16 protein-coding genes are annotated in these 17,286 nt (G+C 46.2%); 4 read left to right on the forward strand and 12 right to left on the reverse strand.

The window, feature by feature from the left end; all coding sequences use genetic code 11:
• The first annotated feature begins 11 nt into the window (after positions 1-11).
• Genes GKG43_RS10215 through GKG43_RS10225 form a run of 3 tightly spaced genes read left to right on the forward strand, consistent with a single transcriptional unit; the run spans position 12 to position 1,865 of the window.
• Complete coding sequence (locus tag GKG43_RS10215) at positions 12-329, forward strand: PadR family transcriptional regulator (RefSeq protein ID WP_050642595.1); 318 nt, start codon at positions 12-14, stop codon at positions 327-329.
• Entirely contained in the window at positions 326-922 is a 597-nt protein-coding gene (locus GKG43_RS10220) for a DUF1700 domain-containing protein (protein ID WP_055155197.1), read from the forward strand. Before GKG43_RS10215 ends, GKG43_RS10220 begins: the two co-directional genes overlap by 4 nt.
• On the forward strand, positions 906-1,865 hold the full coding sequence (locus tag GKG43_RS10225) for a DUF4097 family beta strand repeat-containing protein (protein WP_055155198.1): 960 nt from the start codon (positions 906-908) through the stop codon (positions 1,863-1,865). The genes GKG43_RS10220 and GKG43_RS10225 overlap by 17 nt, the downstream gene beginning before the upstream one ends.
• Positions 1,866-2,426: 561 nt before the next feature.
• Here GKG43_RS10225 and GKG43_RS10230 read toward each other — a convergent pair.
• From GKG43_RS10230 to GKG43_RS10255, 6 genes are all read right to left on the reverse strand, one after another.
• On the reverse strand, positions 2,427-2,777 hold the full coding sequence (locus GKG43_RS10230; protein WP_129879062.1) for an arsenate reductase family protein: 351 nt from the start codon (positions 2,775-2,777) through the stop codon (positions 2,427-2,429).
• A 9-nt stretch (positions 2,778-2,786) separates the two neighbouring features.
• Entirely contained in the window at positions 2,787-4,193 is a 1,407-nt protein-coding gene (locus GKG43_RS10235; protein ID WP_055155201.1) for a HAMP domain-containing sensor histidine kinase, read from the reverse strand.
• Positions 4,184-4,843: a response regulator transcription factor gene (locus GKG43_RS10240; protein WP_129879063.1), complete on the reverse strand. Its 660-nt coding sequence runs from the start codon at positions 4,841-4,843 to the stop codon at positions 4,184-4,186. Before GKG43_RS10240 ends, GKG43_RS10235 begins: the two co-directional genes overlap by 10 nt.
• A gap of 70 nt (positions 4,844-4,913) precedes the next feature.
• Positions 4,914-5,699 (reverse strand): lantibiotic immunity ABC transporter MutG family permease subunit, encoded by a 786-nt coding sequence (locus GKG43_RS10245; protein ID WP_050642601.1) that lies wholly within the window; start codon positions 5,697-5,699, stop codon positions 4,914-4,916.
• Complete coding sequence (locus GKG43_RS10250) at positions 5,687-6,463, reverse strand: lantibiotic immunity ABC transporter MutE/EpiE family permease subunit (RefSeq protein ID WP_050642602.1); 777 nt, start codon at positions 6,461-6,463, stop codon at positions 5,687-5,689. Before GKG43_RS10250 ends, GKG43_RS10245 begins: the two co-directional genes overlap by 13 nt.
• On the reverse strand, positions 6,454-7,167 hold the full coding sequence (locus GKG43_RS10255) for a lantibiotic protection ABC transporter ATP-binding protein (protein ID WP_050642603.1): 714 nt from the start codon (positions 7,165-7,167) through the stop codon (positions 6,454-6,456). Before GKG43_RS10255 ends, GKG43_RS10250 begins: the two co-directional genes overlap by 10 nt.
• 299 nt (positions 7,168-7,466) lie before the next feature.
• Here GKG43_RS10255 and GKG43_RS10260 point away from each other — a divergent pair, with 299 nt between their 5' ends.
• Positions 7,467-8,678: an FprA family A-type flavoprotein gene (locus tag GKG43_RS10260; RefSeq protein WP_055155202.1), complete on the forward strand. Its 1,212-nt coding sequence runs from the start codon at positions 7,467-7,469 to the stop codon at positions 8,676-8,678.
• 116 nt (positions 8,679-8,794) lie between these two features.
• Here the strand turns inward: GKG43_RS10260 and GKG43_RS10265 are convergent, their stop codons facing one another.
• From GKG43_RS10265 to GKG43_RS10290, 6 genes are all read right to left on the reverse strand, one after another.
• Positions 8,795-11,350 carry a YfhO family protein gene (locus tag GKG43_RS10265; protein WP_055155203.1) on the reverse strand — a complete coding sequence of 852 codons (2,556 nt, stop codon included), beginning with the start codon at positions 11,348-11,350 and terminating at the stop codon, positions 8,795-8,797.
• 170 nt (positions 11,351-11,520) lie between these two features.
• Positions 11,521-12,615, reverse strand: coding sequence for a DUF3048 domain-containing protein (locus GKG43_RS10270; RefSeq protein ID WP_055155204.1), 1,095 nt, complete (start codon positions 12,613-12,615; stop codon positions 11,521-11,523).
• Positions 12,616-12,728: 113 nt separating this feature from the next.
• Positions 12,729-14,522: a DUF6020 family protein gene (locus GKG43_RS10275; protein ID WP_055155205.1), complete on the reverse strand. Its 1,794-nt coding sequence runs from the start codon at positions 14,520-14,522 to the stop codon at positions 12,729-12,731.
• Positions 14,519-15,481 carry a glycosyltransferase family 2 protein gene (locus GKG43_RS10280; protein WP_129879064.1) on the reverse strand — a complete coding sequence of 321 codons (963 nt, stop codon included), beginning with the start codon at positions 15,479-15,481 and terminating at the stop codon, positions 14,519-14,521. The genes GKG43_RS10275 and GKG43_RS10280 overlap by 4 nt, the downstream gene beginning before the upstream one ends.
• A gap of 16 nt (positions 15,482-15,497) precedes the next feature.
• Positions 15,498-15,839: an arsenate reductase family protein gene (locus tag GKG43_RS10285; protein WP_055155207.1), complete on the reverse strand. Its 342-nt coding sequence runs from the start codon at positions 15,837-15,839 to the stop codon at positions 15,498-15,500.
• A 240-nt stretch (positions 15,840-16,079) separates the two neighbouring features.
• On the reverse strand, positions 16,080-17,093 hold the full coding sequence (locus tag GKG43_RS10290; protein WP_129879065.1) for a uroporphyrinogen decarboxylase family protein: 1,014 nt from the start codon (positions 17,091-17,093) through the stop codon (positions 16,080-16,082).
• Positions 17,094-17,286 lie beyond the last annotated feature (193 nt).

The following is a 17,286-nucleotide window of genomic DNA, read 5'->3' on the forward strand; positions in this document are numbered from 1 at the left end:
GGAATGATAACATGACCTTTACACTGAACACCCCGATGTTCGACTTTCTAGTCCTATCGGTAATTGCTAATGATGATGCATACGGTTATCAGATCAGTCAGATTATTAAAAAGGCTGCCAACACAAAGGATTCTACTCTATATCCAATTCTGAAAAGACTGCAGGATAGTCAGTATGTAGAGACTTATGACCAGCAGTATCAGGGGCGCAACCGAAAATATTATACAATTACAGAGATCGGAAAGACACATCACCAGGAACTATTGAAAGAATGGGAAATATATAAGACAACAATTGATGAGATTGTTAAGGGAGGGATTTCGCAATGACTAAGACAGAATATATGAGGACGCTCGCACATAAGCTGCGCCGTCTTCCCAAAGAAGATTATGATAAGGCGATGGAATATTTCGAAGAATACTTTGCCGAGGCAGGACCCGAATTTGAGCAGCAGGCAATCGAGGATCTCGGTTCCCCCAAGGATGCCGCAAATCAACTGATTATAGACCTTGCGGCAAAAAATGTGCAGGAACCGCCCAAGACTGTCAAAAGAGGGCTGTCCGCCATCTGGATCGGCATTCTGGGGATCTGTGCCGCACCAATTGCACTTCCGCTGGGATTCGCTCTGCTGGCCGTATTTATCTGCTTTTTAATCGTGATACTGGCCGTAATCTTTTGTTTGTTTCTGGCTGCAGTAGCAGTTGTAGCAAGCGGTATCATCGGTGTTTTCGGAGGTGGTATCCTGCTTTTCTCCACATTTGCAGACGGCCTTGCAACCATCGGATTAGGCTTATTCGCGCTGGGCGCCGGAGTGCTTCTTGTTTATGGGGCTGTCAATTTCTGCCGCTGGTTTTTAGGAAAGACTTCAAAATCACTGGGAAATATCTCTAAAGGGGGGAAAAAGAATGAAAGCAATCACTAAAAAAATTATAACTGTCTCTGTCTGCCTCATGGCGGCAGGCGCCGTGCTTGCCGGAATCGGCTATCTCTTTGGAGGCAGGGCCGGCGTCTCCATCTCCAGAGGCGGGATTCATCCCAACTCTGCAACTTCCGATCCCGTCACGCTGGAAAAAACGAAGCTGGAAGCCTTCACGGAAGCAGACATCACCATGGATGCCTATGCCGATATCCGGGTTCTGCCATCGGAAGACAATAACTATTATGTAGAATACCTGTTGGATCAGGCGTTCGGAACTCCCAAGTATAACGTAACTGATGGTAAATTCACCCTTTATCAGCCAGATCAGAACCACGGTGTATTTCTCGCCTTCTCCACAGTCGGCGACTCGCTCAACACCTATATCAACTTATACGTGCCAAAAGACAAGACCCTTGACGCACTGAAAATATACGACGATTCCGGCGATGTATCCGTAACCGGAACCAATGCTGCAAATATGGATATTTCATTAGATTACGGTGACCTTACCTTAAAAGAAAGCAGTTCAAGCTCCCTGAAATTAACTCTTGAAGGCGGCGACCTGGAACTGAAAGACATAGAAACCGAAGCGTTCACTTTATACAGCGCATATGGGGACAGCACCATAGAGAATTTCAAATGTGATACTGCAAAAATACAGCTGGATTCCGGCAGTCTTTCCCTGGACGCAGCCAAACTCAGCTCCCTGAGCTGCAACAGCGAATACGGGGATGTGGACCTGTATCTTCCAGAAAAATTGGAGACATACACCTTTGACATCAAGGCCGAATACGGCCAGATCTACCTTCCTGAGAACGCACCAAAAGGGTACTATAGGGACAGGGACGACTCTGAAGAATACTATCAGACAGACGGAACAGAACAAAAGCTCATCAGAATCTACGCCGACTCCGGAGATATTGATATCCGTGAGCGGAGGGAATAGAGATTTGTAGTATGAGTCGAAGGGGACGCTGTGCGGAAGCGTGGCCGGGCTATCCTGGATACGGTATTGTGGTGTAACAGCCGCTAATCAAAATGAAAGCCAGCATGATGAACACCGCCGACAAACACGGGAATGCCGGATGCATTCCCGCTTGAGTCGGCTTTTTTGCAGGGCTTGTAGCCCTGCAAAAAGTTCATATGCCGGCTTTCATTTTGATGAAGCGGCTGTAACACCACAAAAGACGCATCCAGGATAGCCCGGCCACGCTTCCGCACAGCTGGCTCATCCGATCGGTAGTTAAAATTCTTTCCCCGGAGGGGGCTCCGTGGACGGGGGCTGCGGATTTTTTATGGATATTAAGGACACTGCTGCCTGGGGAAGGCGGAAAGATTGGAAGGCAGTCTCATTAGCTCCCTAGCCCATGACCATCCGCCTCTCCCGTAAGAAATCCCCTTAAAGTTAGGTATCTTCCGCCCGGATGAACGCAGCCTGCCAGGGATGCCGCCTGTGGTGTCAAGCGGCATCCCTGGCAGGCGTCCCGCGTCCCCCCGCCGCCACTCCCTAACTCCTCAATTTCTCCCACTCAGCCGCCTTGAAGCCGGTGAGTACGATATCCCCCTCCACTACTATAGGCCGCTTCACAAGCATCCCATCGGTTGCGAGCAGTTCGAGCTGTTCTTCCTCGCTCATTTCAGGAAGTTTATCTTTCAAGTTCATTTGTTTGTACAGCATGCCGCTTGTATTGAAGAATCTTTTCAACGGCAGACCGCTTTTTTTATACCACTCCTTCAGCTCCTCTTTTTGGGGATTTTCTGTTTTGATATCTCTTTCCTCGTAAGAGATGCCCTGCTCTTCCAGCCACTTTTTGGCCTTCTGGCAGGTGGTGCATTTGGGGTAACAAACGAATAACATATGTTTTCCTCACTTTCCATTTTTCTTATCATTCATCTCCGGACACGCAGGCCTTATGCAGATTTCCAGGCAGACACAGGCTCCCTTATGGGTGCCTGCGTTGCCAAGGGTGAGCCTTCCGCCCTGTTGTTTTGCGAAGGACTGGACTATGAACAGTCCCATACCGTAATGGCTTTTGGAATTCCGGCTTTTATCGCCCTGATAAAACTGTTCCGGTCCCCGCCTGATATCTTCCTCCGTAAAACCAGGGCCGCTGTCCTCGATCCGAAAACAAAGCCTGTTCTCCTCTTCGTACAGATTGATGGTGATATTTCCGCCCTTGGGCGTGTATTCCACTGCGTTGTCCAGCAGATTTTCCCAGGCGCGCAAGAGCATCTGCCTGTCACTAATAATATAGTCTGAAATCAGGGAAATTACAACCTCTAAGTTCCGTCCGCCTGCAGATGCCACGACTCTTGCATTTTCAGCAAAGGATTCGGCAAGTCCCCGGATTGCCACGGTTTCTTCCAGCAGCTTAACGGCGCCGTCAGATTTCAGCATTTCCTGCAGGATGCAGATATACTGCTCTATTCTGTCCGTCTCCTGAAGAATATATTCCCGGCATTCCCTGCTCTCCTCCAGCGACTCTGCTTCGCAGGACAGCTGGGTGTTTCCCCTTATGACGGTCAGCGGAGTTTTAATGTCGTGGGCCAGCGCGCGGATCTGCTGGCGTCTGTTCTCTTCCATTTCCCATTGCTGCTTAAGAGACGCCTCCAGGGCCTCTTTCATTTTCACAAGAGACTCCATCACTTCATCTATCTCCACAATCCTGGAAGCCGGCTTTTCGAAATCCAGATTTTGAAGTTTGACCTTTTCCGTCACCTGCTTGACCGCTTCCAGTTCCCTGCGTATCACATTGCCGAAACGCCGGACCAACAGAACGGACTGTATGAAAAACAGGATTAGAAATAAAAGAAAAAGGCCCTCCGGTACCCCCGGCAGTATTTTTTTAAGTAACGGATTTGTGAACTCCGCTCTTAATTGATAGACCGCCAGACAAACTTCTCCATCCCGCGGAAAATATTTCAGATACCCTAAGGCGCTGTCACCGCTCCCGCCTCTTTTGTACTCTTTCCACACCTTTTCCTGTGAGCTCTGACTTAAGTTTCCGTACAGAAATGTACCGTCTTCGCTGTACACCCCATAATGACAATTGTCCGGTATCATTTCTTTTGTCACAATATCGGCTTCCTGTATCTCTGTACGCCGCCTTTCCAGCGCCACTTCACTGTAATTAGCCGGCAGTACTACACCTGCCGCACTTAAAACGCCAAAAATTACTACGCACATCAAGAGAAGGCCTGCTGTCATCAGACAAAACCAGACCAAAAATCTCCGAAATACAGATTGTACCGTTACCTTACGTTTTATTTCCATTTATATCCAATCCCCCATACCGTCTCTATCGGCTCCCTGCCGGCCCGGGAAAATTTAGCGCGGATGTTTTTTACATGCTCTGTAATCGCAGATACGTCCCCATCCTTGTCATACCCGAATATACGCTCATAGATCTGTTCCTTAGAAAACACCTGGCCATGGTTCATTGCCAGAAACTCACTGATCTCATATTCGCTTTTTGTAAGGGGCACCCGGCATTCCCCAACTCCGGCGGTTTTACCCGCCAGATCGAAGCGCACACCTGACACCTCCGCCGTATGCCTCTTCTCCCGCTTTTCTCTGCGCAGATGGGCCTGTACCCGCGCCCGCAGTTCCCCGATCCCAAAGGGCTTTGTTATATAATCATCTCCGCCCGATGCAAGCCCGTACATGATACTGTTTTCGTCTGTCTTTGCCGTCAGGAAAAGGATCGGGCTGTCGACCTGGCTGCGGATCTTTTTCACAAATGTGATACCATCCGTTCCCGGCATCATGATATCTAACAAAAGCAGGTCATATTGGTTCAGGTTTTCTATTATGATCTCATCCGCACAATTTAAGGTTGTCACACAGTGCCCCTCCTTTTCCAGAGCCTTCCGTATTAGATTCCGTATTGCCGGCTCATCGTCTACCGCAAGAATTCTGGCCATCCACTACATCCCCTCTCTCATGTTTTTAAATATTTTTTTCTGTCAATTTGCAAGAACCTTTCCCCCACCCCTAATCTTCCATCCGTTTTCCTTCGTAATAATGAAACCAGAGATATGTCAGCAGAATCCCTGCAATGGTGATTCCTGCCATCATGATTCCTCCTGTTTTCATCTGGGACTCTGCCAGCGCCCAGGCCGCGGAATCCATACCTGCTGCACGCTGTACATACAATCCTGTGAAACGGCCCGCCCAGGCACACGGTATCCACTGCCAGATCCCATCCCCAAGCCCGGTCATCAGTATCGCGGCCAGCAGGCTTTCCACAATTCCGGCCCCGATGCTAATGCCTTTCGAAAATCGCAGACCTAAAAACAGATGAAGGCAATAAGTGAATATCTGGCTGATCCAGATCAGTCCTGTCACTGTTATATAAAACATCTCCGGTACGGCAGTCCGTTCAATGAACAAATAATATCCGGCGCCAAAACCGACTATCGTCACTAGCACCGCTGCCAGGTTCCAGAGCAGCAATGTACAAAGTTTTGCAGACAGATTTGCTGTCCTGCGCTGTCCTGTCCCTAAAAGATTTTGAAAATGCCCTGCCTGTTTTTCCTGGTCTGCCGCAAGTCCGCAGATAAACCCTACAAGTGTCGGGCATACAACTGAAACCACTTCCACATAACCCGAGATCTTCCCCCAGCTGCTCCACCCTGAGATACGGTAGTATAAAAGAAATATAACGATTCCCGTCAGCGGCATAATGATATGGAGCCACAATATCCATGTTCTGCGCAGCTTTACCAATTCGGCACACAGCATCCGGAATCCTCTGTTCTTCTGTTTCAGCTTTCCCATCCTTTTCGCCCCTTTCCTGCATACCAGCCGGCCGTCAAGGCCCATACTCCCAAAAACAGCGCCACAGAAATGCAGACTCCCAGAGGGATGACTGTTATCTTTAATACTTCCGGGAAAAAGGTCTGGCTTCCCGGTTCCGCCGGCAGCCCATTCGGGAGGATCTTCAGAATCGGACACATCAGGCGGCTGATATAAGCAAATGGATTCACCACCCACCATTTTGACAGAGCGCCCAGAACTCCCAGCCCTATATTACCTGCCAGGCCCAAAAGTATTCCTGCGGCAAATCCCAGCGACTGGTTCACAAACAGCCAGAGCGGGATCTGCCACAAACTGAGCACAATCCACAGGACAGCTGCCGCAAGGCCGGTCAGCCCTGAGATCTCTCTGGCGCCGCCAGAAGCCAGCAGACGGCTGACCACTTCCTGTACACAGAATAAGATCAGAACGGCAAGTACAAGCGTTTTCAGGCTGTACAAGATCTTCGCGCTCCATAAAGTCTTCATGTTTATCGGCAGCGCTCCCATGGCCCTATTCTTCATCTTCCTTTCCCGCTGCCCTGCAAATGCCGTGCTAAGAAGCAGCAGCATAGGGAAAAACGTTGTATACCACCAATTATACTGATTCATTTGGTAATACCGGCTGTCCTGCCCCGAAAAAACAAATGACAGCAAAATGCTGAAAAGAGGTACCAGCCAAAAGAGCCTGGAGGCCACGGTATGTCTGTTCTTTAGATTCTCCGCTTTCACATATGCTAACAACATGCCTCAAGCCCCCTGTTCTTTCTGACCACATCCGTAAACAGGCTTTCCAGATCCTTTCCCTGCTTCATGCCGCCCTGATATCCCAGAACGCCCCCCGATATGATCCCGATATAATCGGCGACCTGCTCGACCTCGCTTAATATGTGGCTGGAAACGATAACAGTGATTCCTTCATCGGAAAAATCCCGTATCATATTTCGGAGTTCCTGAATGCCAAACGGATCCAGCCCGTTGGCCGGTTCATCCAGAATCAGAAGGCTGGGTTTATTAAGAAGCGCCGCCGCAATCCCCAGACGCTGTTTCATTCCCATAGAAAACTGCCCTGCCCGCTTCTTCCCCGTATTTTTTAAATCTACGATTTCCAGGACCTCGTCTATTCTTTTCTTCGGAAGCCCCAGCAGAAGGGTGCGTACCTCCAGGTTCTCCCGTGCCGTCAGATTGTCATACAGCGGAGGCTGCTCAATCAGCGCTCCCGTTCTGTTCAGATCCTTCCGGCTCCATGGCTTTCCCCCAAAAAAGATCTCTCCTTCATCCGGGCGCATCATACCCGAAAACATTTTCATCAATGTGGACTTACCGGCGCCGTTCGGCCCCAGAAGCCCATATACGCAGCCCTTTGGCACCATCAGAGATACCTGGTTCAACACAACCTGACGGCCAAACCTCTTGCAAATTCCTTTTGTCTCCAAAATCATCTCATTCATGTTAAAACCTCCTTGTCTATAAGGACATTTTAAAAGACAATTATAAGGAATTTATAAGGGAACTGAATATTTTCTATTGTAACATAAACTAAAAAATGTGGATACTCGGGTTGCGTATTTTTCCTTTTATGGTAGAATAGTGACGGAAGACAATTTTTTGCCACATATTCAGTGAATCTATTTCTATTAAAAAACATAACGAACTGAGGACAAACTTCCCCGGTATCTGCAGCCGGACGGCCATACCTGCACGTCTGCCCTGTTCACTGCCTGGGGGAATATAAAAAGGAGGATCACATATGTACTGTTTTAGAAAAGTAACCGATGACTTATACTGGGTAGGCGGAAGCGACCGCCGTCTGGAGCTGTTTGAAAACATTTTCCCCATCCCGAACGGTGTTTCCTATAACTCTTACCTGCTGATGGACGAGAAGACCGTTCTCTTTGACACAGTAGACGCTTCTATCGGAAGGCAGTTTCTGGAAAATGTAGAAGCAGTTCTCGGCGGAAGAACACTGGACTATCTGGTTGTGAACCACATGGAACCGGATCACTGTTCCCTCATCGCAGAACTGGCGCTGCGCTATCCTAAAATGCAGATTATCGGTAATGCCAAAACATTCCCCATGATCGGCCAGTTTTATGATATGGACTTAGAAGACAGGAAAATCATCATCAAAGAAGGGGATACCTTTTCCAGTGGTACGCACACCCTTCATTTTGTTATGGCGCCAATGGTACACTGGCCGGAGGCAATGATGACTTATGACGAGGCCGACAAGGTTCTGTTCTCTGCAGATGCCTTCGGAACTTTCGGCGCTCTGGGCGGCACGATTTTTAATGATGAAATCAACTTCGACAGAGACTGGCTGGATGATGCCCGCAGGTATTATACCAACATCGTGGGCAAGTACGGCGTACAGGTCCAGAATGTACTGAAAAAAGCCGCTGCGCTGGACATCCGGTATATCTGCTCACTCCATGGACCGGTCTGGAGAAGCAATCTGGATTATATCATTGGAAAATATAATATCTGGAGCACATATGAGCCGGAAGTACGCGGCGTTATGATCGCCTATGCTTCTATGTACGGCAATACGGAAAATGCTGCCAATGTACTGGCGGTCAAGCTTGCCGATGCGGGCGTGAAGAACATGGTGGTTCATGACATTTCCCGCACCCATGTATCCCAGCTGATTTCTGACAGCTTCAAATACAGCCACCTTGTGCTTGCCTCCCCTACTTATAACGGCGGGGTATACCCGGTCATGGCCAATTATCTGGATGACATGAAGGCGCTGAATGTGCAGAACCGTACGGTCGCTGTGCTTGGCAACGGAACCTGGGCTCCGATGTCGGCTAAACTCATGGAGGCTAAGATCGGTGAAATGAAGAATATGACAATCCTGACGGAAAACTTTGCTATGAAATCATCCCTGAAGGATTCACAGATGGAAGAAATGGATGTTTTAGCTGCAAGACTTGCAAAAGAGATTCTCGGAAACGAGTAATTCCGAGAGCACTGCTCCACAAACACAGGCGTAGTGGAATACGCTGAAGTTTGTGGAGCAGTGCTGCCGGAAATTTAAGGATACGATCGGTGCCGTACAATTCAAATATGCCCCTCTCAATTCTTGTGCAATGCATGCGGCTTTTTCGTTCTGTCCATCCAGCATATCCCCAAAAACATGAATAACCCCAGAATGGATAACCCGATTCCTGCTTTCACACCGGGTATTTCATATTTCAGTTCAATTATATTCTCCCCCGCGGAGAGGGGAATTGCCATCAGGGCATTGGCTGCCGGCCTGATTTCCACTTTCTTCCCATTCACGGAGGCTGTCCAGCCGTCATCATAAGGGATACTCAGGAGCATATTGCAGTCTTCGACTGCGGTATAGCTGCCTTTCACATATCCGTCTTCAAATTTTTCTGTTACCATTTCTTTGCCCTTCAATTCCTGAATGACTTCCTCGAACAAATCCTGATCCAGATAATAGAAATAAGGCGTCATATCCTGTTCTTTTCCGCTATATCCGTCCAGTGCCGCTGTATGCGCCTTCGTCCCGTCTCCGACATTAAATATCTTATAGCTCAGCCATGTGGCGTAATTACATCGGTACTCGCCATCTACATATAGTACAAGGTCATGTACCCAGGAATCTACATAGCCATAGAGCAGATCTTCCTTTCCGGACGCAGGTATACTAAAAATCAGCACCTGGTCTTCCATACGTACCTCCGGCTCCGCTTTTTTATAAAGCGCTACTTCTCTTCCGAGGATTTTGGAAAACAATATATTCTGATATTCAAAAGGGTTGGCACTCTCCGTTTTTTCATAAACAGTATCCGCCGCCTCCATGCCTGCGTCCAGCACATATAGATTATAGTATACGGATTTTCCGTTTGCTTCCGGTATGGAATCCACTTTTTCATAGCCTGCCACCTCTGCCGCAGACAGCAGATACTTTACCCCCAGCAAGGAATCTGCCGGCAGGCTTGATTCGGACACGATGCTTATGGTACTCTCAGAGGAATACCCGATATCCCGGAGCAGATCTCCTGTCGTTCCGTCAAATGTGGAGGAATAATGATTCAGACCGCGATAGTCATAAACCATGGCCTCATTTAGAAAGGCCGAGCATCTGCTCTCCTCGTCATACCTTTTATTCAGAGTGTCCATCCTGTAGAATTCATCCGATTCCAGTTTTTTCACTGCTGCAACCTGTTCTGCATTGCGCGCCGTATATTCCTGGTAAGCGGAAATATCCTGATTCCACTCGTAATTCATCTGAAACGTCATAATCCCGTTTAAAACCAGTTCTACGGCCAACACTGCTGGAACTAAATTCTTCAGCCCTGCCTGTTTTCGTTTCCCCATTCCTGAAAGCAGATACAGCAGAGCATACACTGCAAGTACCGCTTCTGTCAAAAGCAGTTGATTCTTTCCATATCCGCCCGCCAAATGGTACACCAGGAACAGCAGGATGCATCCCGCATATACCGCCGCCATTTTTTTGCCGTCTCTTACCTTTTCATACTCCTGCACCCCTCTTGCCGCCAGGTACAGTACAAGAAAAATGACAATGAAAGCGAACCGAAACGGATAACTTGCCACGTACCTTAATCCGCTCCAGATGCAGTCCAGCGGTACAAACCAGCAGCTTACCAGCATAAACATCACAGCGATTACGGATAGTATCTTCTCCTTTTTTTCCACATGGCGTGAGAAAAAATAATAGAGAAAGAAGCCAAAAAAGAGCAGACCGCAGTATAACGATACAGATTCAAAATAGCTGCCCAGTGCAAATCCCTTGAATGCATCAAGGAGGGATCCATGTGTGGCCAGATGGAAGATCTCAGGAACAAAAGCATCCTTGCCTTTCTGCAGGCCCACCACCACCGGATAAAATATAAAACAGCTTCCAAGCACTCCTGCAAGCATGATGCCGCCACATAATATGGTATCTTTTATGAACCTTTTTCGCTCCTTTGCGTCCGGCTTGTCAATCTTTAAGATTCTTTCGTACAGGAAATAACATACGGCAAACAAACCTGTCATATAGCCTGTATACCAGTTAATTGCAATGGAAAATAGAACGGTAAGGAAAAGCCACCGCTTCCGGTTTCCGGAAACAAACCTGTAAACAGCCAGCAGTAAAAGCGGCAGAAGGATTACACCATCCAGCCACATAATATTGGATGACTGGAGCATATTGTACTGCATCAGAGCATACGAGAGCGAAATAAGGGTCCTCATCCTTAATGATACCGCAGGAAAACGCTTCCAGAAAAAGATTCCTGCAGTCACCCCCGCAAGCCCTTGCTTTACTGCCGTAAGAATAAACAGGAACAAAGGCAGCTGCTCTGTCTTGAAAAACACTACAAGCAGATTCAGCGGACAGCCAAGATAATAGCCGAACAGTGCAACCAGGGAACCGCCCAGAGATTTTGTGAACGAATACCCGATATCTGCCTTGCCCAGCAGTACATTCCGGTAATACGCAAAATAATCCACGTACTGAATATCCTGGTCCCAGAGCATATTAGACTTGCTGCCAAAGGGATATAATCCACTCCCGGCCTGCATTAGGATATACAAAAAGATGGAGCTGAGGAAAACAATCCCCAGCGCCAGCAAATTTCGTTTTCTTGTAGCATCTGATCTAAATTTTTCCGACATTGCTTAACTCTCCATCCGCTTCCCTTTACTTCATGAACTGTAGAAATCAAATAACCGAAGCTTTCCGCTTATTGTCCCAGTGTTTTGACACATTGATATTCAGCCTCATAGCTAGCCTAAATCTCAATGTATCAGTACACTAGTCCTCGCAGGAGCCAGAATTCCCGGCTCTACTGGAACTCACTCTGTCCCTTATAGTTTACGGCGATATAGCTCTTCCCACGATTTACTTTGATCTCCTTGCCGCTCCCATCGTAAAAACGCAGGTACGAATTCTCGTTATTCGCCTCTTTACTCCAATGTATCTTCTGCATACCGCCGTTTGACACATAATATCCTACATAGTCAGAACCGCCATACCAGTTGATTTCTTTATGCCCAATATCATCCCTTACTGAAATATCCGTCTCCAAAACAAATACATTTGTAAAAGCGAGCTGGGTGTTGTCACTGCCATCCATCTGTGGTTTTCCGTTAATCTGCTTTAAGTAAGTCTTTGAGCCCTCGTCATAAGTCAGGGTTGCCGTGGCCGCCCCAAAATTAATGCTGACATTTTTGCAGTCCTGCCCTTCCGGCTTCAGCTGTTCGTCCATCCCGTTAAACTGGAATGCCGTCCCCTTTTTATCCTCGTTTAAATCCGTTCTCCGACCTTCTGCCTGCACCACCTCTGCAAATCTGGTTCCATCAAAAAATCCTGTGTGCTCCAAAGAATATCCCGCATTCAGCCTGTCCTGATCACGACCAAACAGCCCTCCTGCATTGTTCATCCCGTCATATTGGTCCAGGTTCAGCGCTTCGAGATAGTCTGCAATACTGTCATCAATTCCCCAATTCACATAAAAGGCATCATATCCCTGTGAATATGCCGGGAAATAATAACGGCAGCTGCGCACGGCACAGATCTTCGGTACTGCAGTGTAGTCTGCGTATAAAGCCATAAGACGCGTCACATCACCTTCGACCGGAATCTCATATATAATATCTGCCTTTGAAATCCCAAGCTGCGGGAGCGCGGCCTCCACATTATTCACCATAACGGCTACAGGCCTTTTGCCAATAGCGCCGTCTGTCAGATCAGCCAGCCCTGTCAGCAGGTTCTGGTTTGCAGGCACCTCTTCCTGTTTTGGCTCTTCTTTTTTCTCTTTTACTTCTTTCTCTTCTGTCTTCTCGGCTCTTTTGGGCGCTTCCTTCTTCTTACATCCGGCCATGCCAAATATCATAAGAAATACCAGCAAAATAATACTTACTTTTTTTAACCTTTTCATATAACCTCTCCCTTCCAGTCTAAAGCTTCCTGCTTCTTATTTTACCAAATTCATACAAAAGTACAACCCTATATCACAAATGCCCTTGTTTTTAGAAGTTACTGTGTTACTGTTTACATGCTTACCTGTGAACAGCAGCTCCCTTTCCCCCGCGGATCTCTGTTCAGCAGCCACGGGTAAAGCAGCACCAGGGGCAGGCCGATTACCAGGAGATAGATATACCTGACGCCAAATGCCGTTGGAGTAGCCACCATCAAAGTCAGCCAGTTGCCTGCCATGACCAGCAGAGGAATGATATACACTGATTTTTTACGCATCCAGCAGAAAACAATATCAAATAAAAGGATCCATACCAACAGCCCCGTCGAAATATAATCGTACTTTTCCACTATTTTTTCCTGCATAGGATAGCCCAGAACATTTTCAAAAGGCTGATTCTGATACATATCCCACCAGTTCCTGGCAATATCCGTTTTCACAAACTCGTATTTCGTCTCCCCGCCTATATGCCAGAAGCCATACGTCCCCATAAGATACTGCTTTACATAGACATCAAAATTTTTAGTCAGCATGGAAAACCAGACATGAAAAAATTCTTTCTTATGGCTGTCTAAATATTCCGTATCGAATTCGGGCGCCCATTTAATCGGGTCCACTAAAAACGGCCAATAATAATCCTGATACTTTTCCAGGGGCAGCAGATGATCCATAAATTCTTCCTCTTCCGCGCTCATCTCTCCCTCTGTGACAACGACTCTGGCCATTTGCTGCAAAGGGATGCCGACTGATTCCACAAAAACATTTTCTGCAGAAAACATGTACACATATACAGGCCCTGTAATAAACCAGATCAAGCCAATACTGACTACCGATGTTATCAATACCCGCTTTAAGCGCTTCCTGTAAACCACCAAAAGTCCCGCACTGAGCAGGATCCCGATATAGATTCCGTTATTTCTCAAAAGAGATGCCAGAATCATCAGCCCTGCATAGCTGATCAAAACTTTCTTTTCTAAAAATGAATCTGGATTCACTGCGACATGATCGATTAATATCAGTGCTAACAGAATAAGAACACCGCTGAAAATAGGGTCTTTCCACATAACAACCGCATAGTTTCCAAACACCGGAGCCGCCGCAAAATATGCGAGCCCCAGATAGATCAGAATCTTCTTAAACCCTTTCCGCTCAATCCACTCCAGCAAATACCCCAAAATTCCCGCCATAATAAGCATCTGAAATACAGAGTAAAGCGCAATACCAATATTAAAGTTATGGAAGATATAGCCCACAAGCATGAACCCGCCGACCATTAAGGTATAAAAAACAGGGAAATGGTTGTCCCATGGCATCTCCCCGAAAGCAATTGCCATGGAAACCGTAGCATCATCAGGTACAATCCCCGGGAAATAAGTTACAAATGTGGGAACCCAGGCTGCAAACAAAATCACGCTGTAGAGCAGCCATTTTCTTTGATTCCATTTCGGAACCGATAATTCTCCTGAAGTCATACGGCCTCTTAACGCCGTATTCACGCCGGCCAGATATAAATCAAAAAACAGAAGCCCTCCAACAAAAAAATAAAGAATAAACCAGAAAATATCAAATCCCGTAAAAGCTAAAAAAGATACGCTGTCCGCATGGATCTTCTGCCCAACTACAATCATCAGAGAAAACAAGATTCCCAGTAATACGGTTCCCGGCAATATACGGCCATGTTTCAGCAGATGCGCATTCTTCCGGGCCGCCTTAAGCCCCGCATAAATCAGAATCGATAATCCTGCAATATAAACCGGATTCATCAGCCACTTTTCCTGATGAAAAAACATCAGATTTGCTATTGTAATAGACAGGATCAGCGAAAATATATCCGATTTCCCTCTCATAAAGTTCTTTGCCCGGTTCATTTCTTTTTCTCCTCACCCTCTTCTTCCAAATTACTTTCATCGCAGATATAGATTGGCCTTTTTTTTGTTTCCAGATACGTCTTGGAGAGATACATGCCTAAAATCCCCATACAAAGCAGCTGAATTCCGCCCAGCATCAGAATGATACAGGTCATAGAAGGCCAGCCTGCAACCGGGTCTCCGAAGCATAAAGTCTTGACCAGGATAATTATCAAAAAAATAAATGCGGCCGCACAGACTGTCATCCCCAGTATGGAAGCCATGGCAAGCAGCGCCGTCGAGAAACCGATAATTCCCTCAAGACTATAGCGGAACAACTTGAAAAATGACCATTTTGTCTCGCCTGCAATACGCTCCACATTCTCAAACTCAATCCACTTTGTCCGAAAACCAACCCAGCCGAAAATACCTTTCGAAAAACGATTGTATTCACTCATTTCCAGAATTGCATTTTTGAACTTCCGGTTCATCAGACGGTAATCCCTCGCTCCATCCATAATCTCAGCCGAAGAGATCTTATTCATCAGATGATAAAACCGGCGCGCAAAGAAAGAACGGATTGGCGGCTCCCCTTTCCGGGTCACTCTTCTGGTAGCAGCGGAATCATATCCTTCTTCTTTCACTGCCTTTAACATCTCTGGCAGCAGTGAAGGAGGATCCTGCAGATCCGCATCCATAAGAACCGCATAGTCACCGTCCGTTTTCTGAAGTCCCGCATAGATGGCAGCTTCCTTGCCAAAATTGCGGGAGAAAGAAAGATATTTGACCCTGCTGTCACTTTTGGCCATATCTTTTGCGAGATCTAATGTGCTGTCCTTCGAGCCGTCATCTACAAAAAGGAGTTCTAATTCATATTCTGCTAATTGCCCTGCTGTCTTTTTGAACTCCTCAAAAAAATAGGGGAGCACCTCCTCTTCATTGTAGCAGGGGACAATCAGGGATATCTTTTCTTTTGGCATAATATGGTTCCTCCTATTATTTCCACTTTTTCCATATATCCGGCTGATAACCGACTGTTGCCAGTTTTCCGTTTCTGACAATGGGTGTCCTTATCAGTTGCTGGTTTTCAAGAATTTTTTCTGCCCGGTCTTCTTCTGCGATATACGTGACCAGGGCAAGTAAATCTTTGTCCCTGCAATTCGGATCGAGCAACTGTTCATAGCCCCCAATTGATTGGCAGACGGAGTAGAACTCTCCTTTGCTGAATCCCTTTTCTTTCATGTCTATAAACTGATATTTTATGCCCCGCTCCTTGAAATAACGCTCTGCTTTTTTGCTGTCGAAGCTCTTTTTTGTTCCAAAGATCTGTATATTCATGGGCCTTCTCTCCTTTTGGAAACTCTTGTTTCATTTTCTTGAAATTTTTATATTTAGCTGACTGAGTCCTGAACAATGCCGCTAATTTGAAAATTTAAGATATCTGGTTATGTTTTATTCAGCAAATATCTTACAAATTTATCCACCAGGAAATTATATCATAGAATCCGCTTCAAACCAATAGTTCTTTCTTTTACAGACAACAAATACCTTTTTAATAAATTTTATTCTATATTTTATCTAATCAGAGTATTTTTTAACCGCTTCCAAAAACTTATGCATATTTTCAACCGGCGTCCCCTTCGGGATCTCACAGCCGCCTCCAATCATACATTTCCCTTTTGTATCATCAATAATTTTTTTCACTTCATCTTCAATCATCTGCGGCGTGCCAAATCTCAAGACCGCGGCCGGATCCAGGTTGCCGCATAAAACCTGCCCTTTACCCAGCCGTTTTATCAGTGAAGGCACATCTTTCACCAATGAATCTATATCCAGGATATTGGCTCCAGCTTCTATTAAATGCGGCAGGATCCTGGAAGAATCGCCGCAGATATGGAATTTGGTATAGATCCCCAGCTTATTTGCATGTTCAATCAGTTGCACATGATATGGAAATATACGTTCTAAATACATTGACTCGCTTATTTGAGAACATATAGCGTCGCCAATACTGATGCAGTCTGCCCCCGATTCAGCCTGTAAATCAATCCATCGTTTCGAATTATCCACTATAATCTGAAATATCTCAGACAGCTCATCCTCATAATCCAGTAAATCTATGAGCCCCTCAGATACGCCTCTTAAATCCGTATATTCCGCCAAAGGGCCTTCTACGTGCCCTGCTATAAAATACGCTTCGCCAACCGTATCTTTATAATGCTTAACTCCTCTCACGCGATTCATCATCGCATCGTTCTCTTTTATATTCAGTGACCTTATCTTCTTATAATCCCTTTCAAAATCCAGGATTAAATGCTTTTCTGGATATGGACAGTCATCTTCAGGATACACGATGTCCATTCCGTATGCGCCTGCTTCACAATATGCAAATCCCGACGGATGGAACCAGTCCACACCAAAGTCTTCTGCAAACTTTATCATTGCATTACATTGGCTCCTATAGTCCAGGCAATACTCTCTAAACGGAATCTTCGCATATTCAGACGCAAACTGCATGACTAACGGATGGAATGGAATATAATCCACTTTTTCACCATTCAAAAATTTTAAGGTTCTTTCTCTGCCATTCATTTGATACCCTCCTAATAAATAACTTTAAACAGTTGTGATTTATTAGATAATACCTTATATTACGCAATAAAAACATACATTTTCTTACGTGATATTTGTAAGAAAATCCATTTTGTGTAAGCGCAAAATAATTCGACGGATTGCGTTGCCCTAAAACTCAGTCCATAATGATTAATAGAGAATGCAAGCATTT

The sequence above is a fragment of the Eubacterium sp. BIOML-A2 genome, from assembly GCF_009680135.1.
GTDB classification, from domain to species: Bacteria; Bacillota; Clostridia; order Lachnospirales; family Lachnospiraceae; genus Faecalicatena; species Faecalicatena contortus_B.

Coding starts and splice junctions, on each gene's coding strand:
- GKG43_RS10245 (WP_050642601.1), bottom strand. CDS start 5,699: ATGGGAAAGCTGAAACAGAAGAACAGAGGATTCCGGATGCTGTGTGCC.
- GKG43_RS10280 (WP_129879064.1), bottom strand. CDS start 15,481: ATGCCAAAAGAAAAGATATCCCTGATTGTCCCCTGCTACAATGAAGAG.
- GKG43_RS10230 (WP_129879062.1), bottom strand. CDS start 2,777: ATGTTATTCGTTTGTTACCCCAAATGCACCACCTGCCAGAAGGCCAAA.
- GKG43_RS10250 (WP_050642602.1), bottom strand. CDS start 6,463: ATGTTGTTAGCATATGTGAAAGCGGAGAATCTAAAGAACAGACATACC.
- GKG43_RS10270 (WP_055155204.1), bottom strand. CDS start 12,615: ATGAAAAGGTTAAAAAAAGTAAGTATTATTTTGCTGGTATTTCTTATG.
- GKG43_RS10215 (WP_050642595.1), top strand. CDS start 12: ATGACCTTTACACTGAACACCCCGATGTTCGACTTTCTAGTCCTATCG.
- GKG43_RS10255 (WP_050642603.1), bottom strand. CDS start 7,167: ATGAATGAGATGATTTTGGAGACAAAAGGAATTTGCAAGAGGTTTGGC.
- GKG43_RS10275 (WP_055155205.1), bottom strand. CDS start 14,522: ATGAACCGGGCAAAGAACTTTATGAGAGGGAAATCGGATATATTTTCG.
- GKG43_RS10225 (WP_055155198.1), top strand. CDS start 906: ATGAAAGCAATCACTAAAAAAATTATAACTGTCTCTGTCTGCCTCATG.
- GKG43_RS10260 (WP_055155202.1), top strand. CDS start 7,467: ATGTACTGTTTTAGAAAAGTAACCGATGACTTATACTGGGTAGGCGGA.
- GKG43_RS10220 (WP_055155197.1), top strand. CDS start 326: ATGACTAAGACAGAATATATGAGGACGCTCGCACATAAGCTGCGCCGT.
- GKG43_RS10285 (WP_055155207.1), bottom strand. CDS start 15,839: ATGAATATACAGATCTTTGGAACAAAAAAGAGCTTCGACAGCAAAAAA.
- GKG43_RS10240 (WP_129879063.1), bottom strand. CDS start 4,843: ATGGCCAGAATTCTTGCGGTAGACGATGAGCCGGCAATACGGAATCTA.
- GKG43_RS10265 (WP_055155203.1), bottom strand. CDS start 11,350: ATGTCGGAAAAATTTAGATCAGATGCTACAAGAAAACGAAATTTGCTG.
- GKG43_RS10290 (WP_129879065.1), bottom strand. CDS start 17,093: ATGAATGGCAGAGAAAGAACCTTAAAATTTTTGAATGGTGAAAAAGTG.
- GKG43_RS10235 (WP_055155201.1), bottom strand. CDS start 4,193: ATGGAAATAAAACGTAAGGTAACGGTACAATCTGTATTTCGGAGATTT.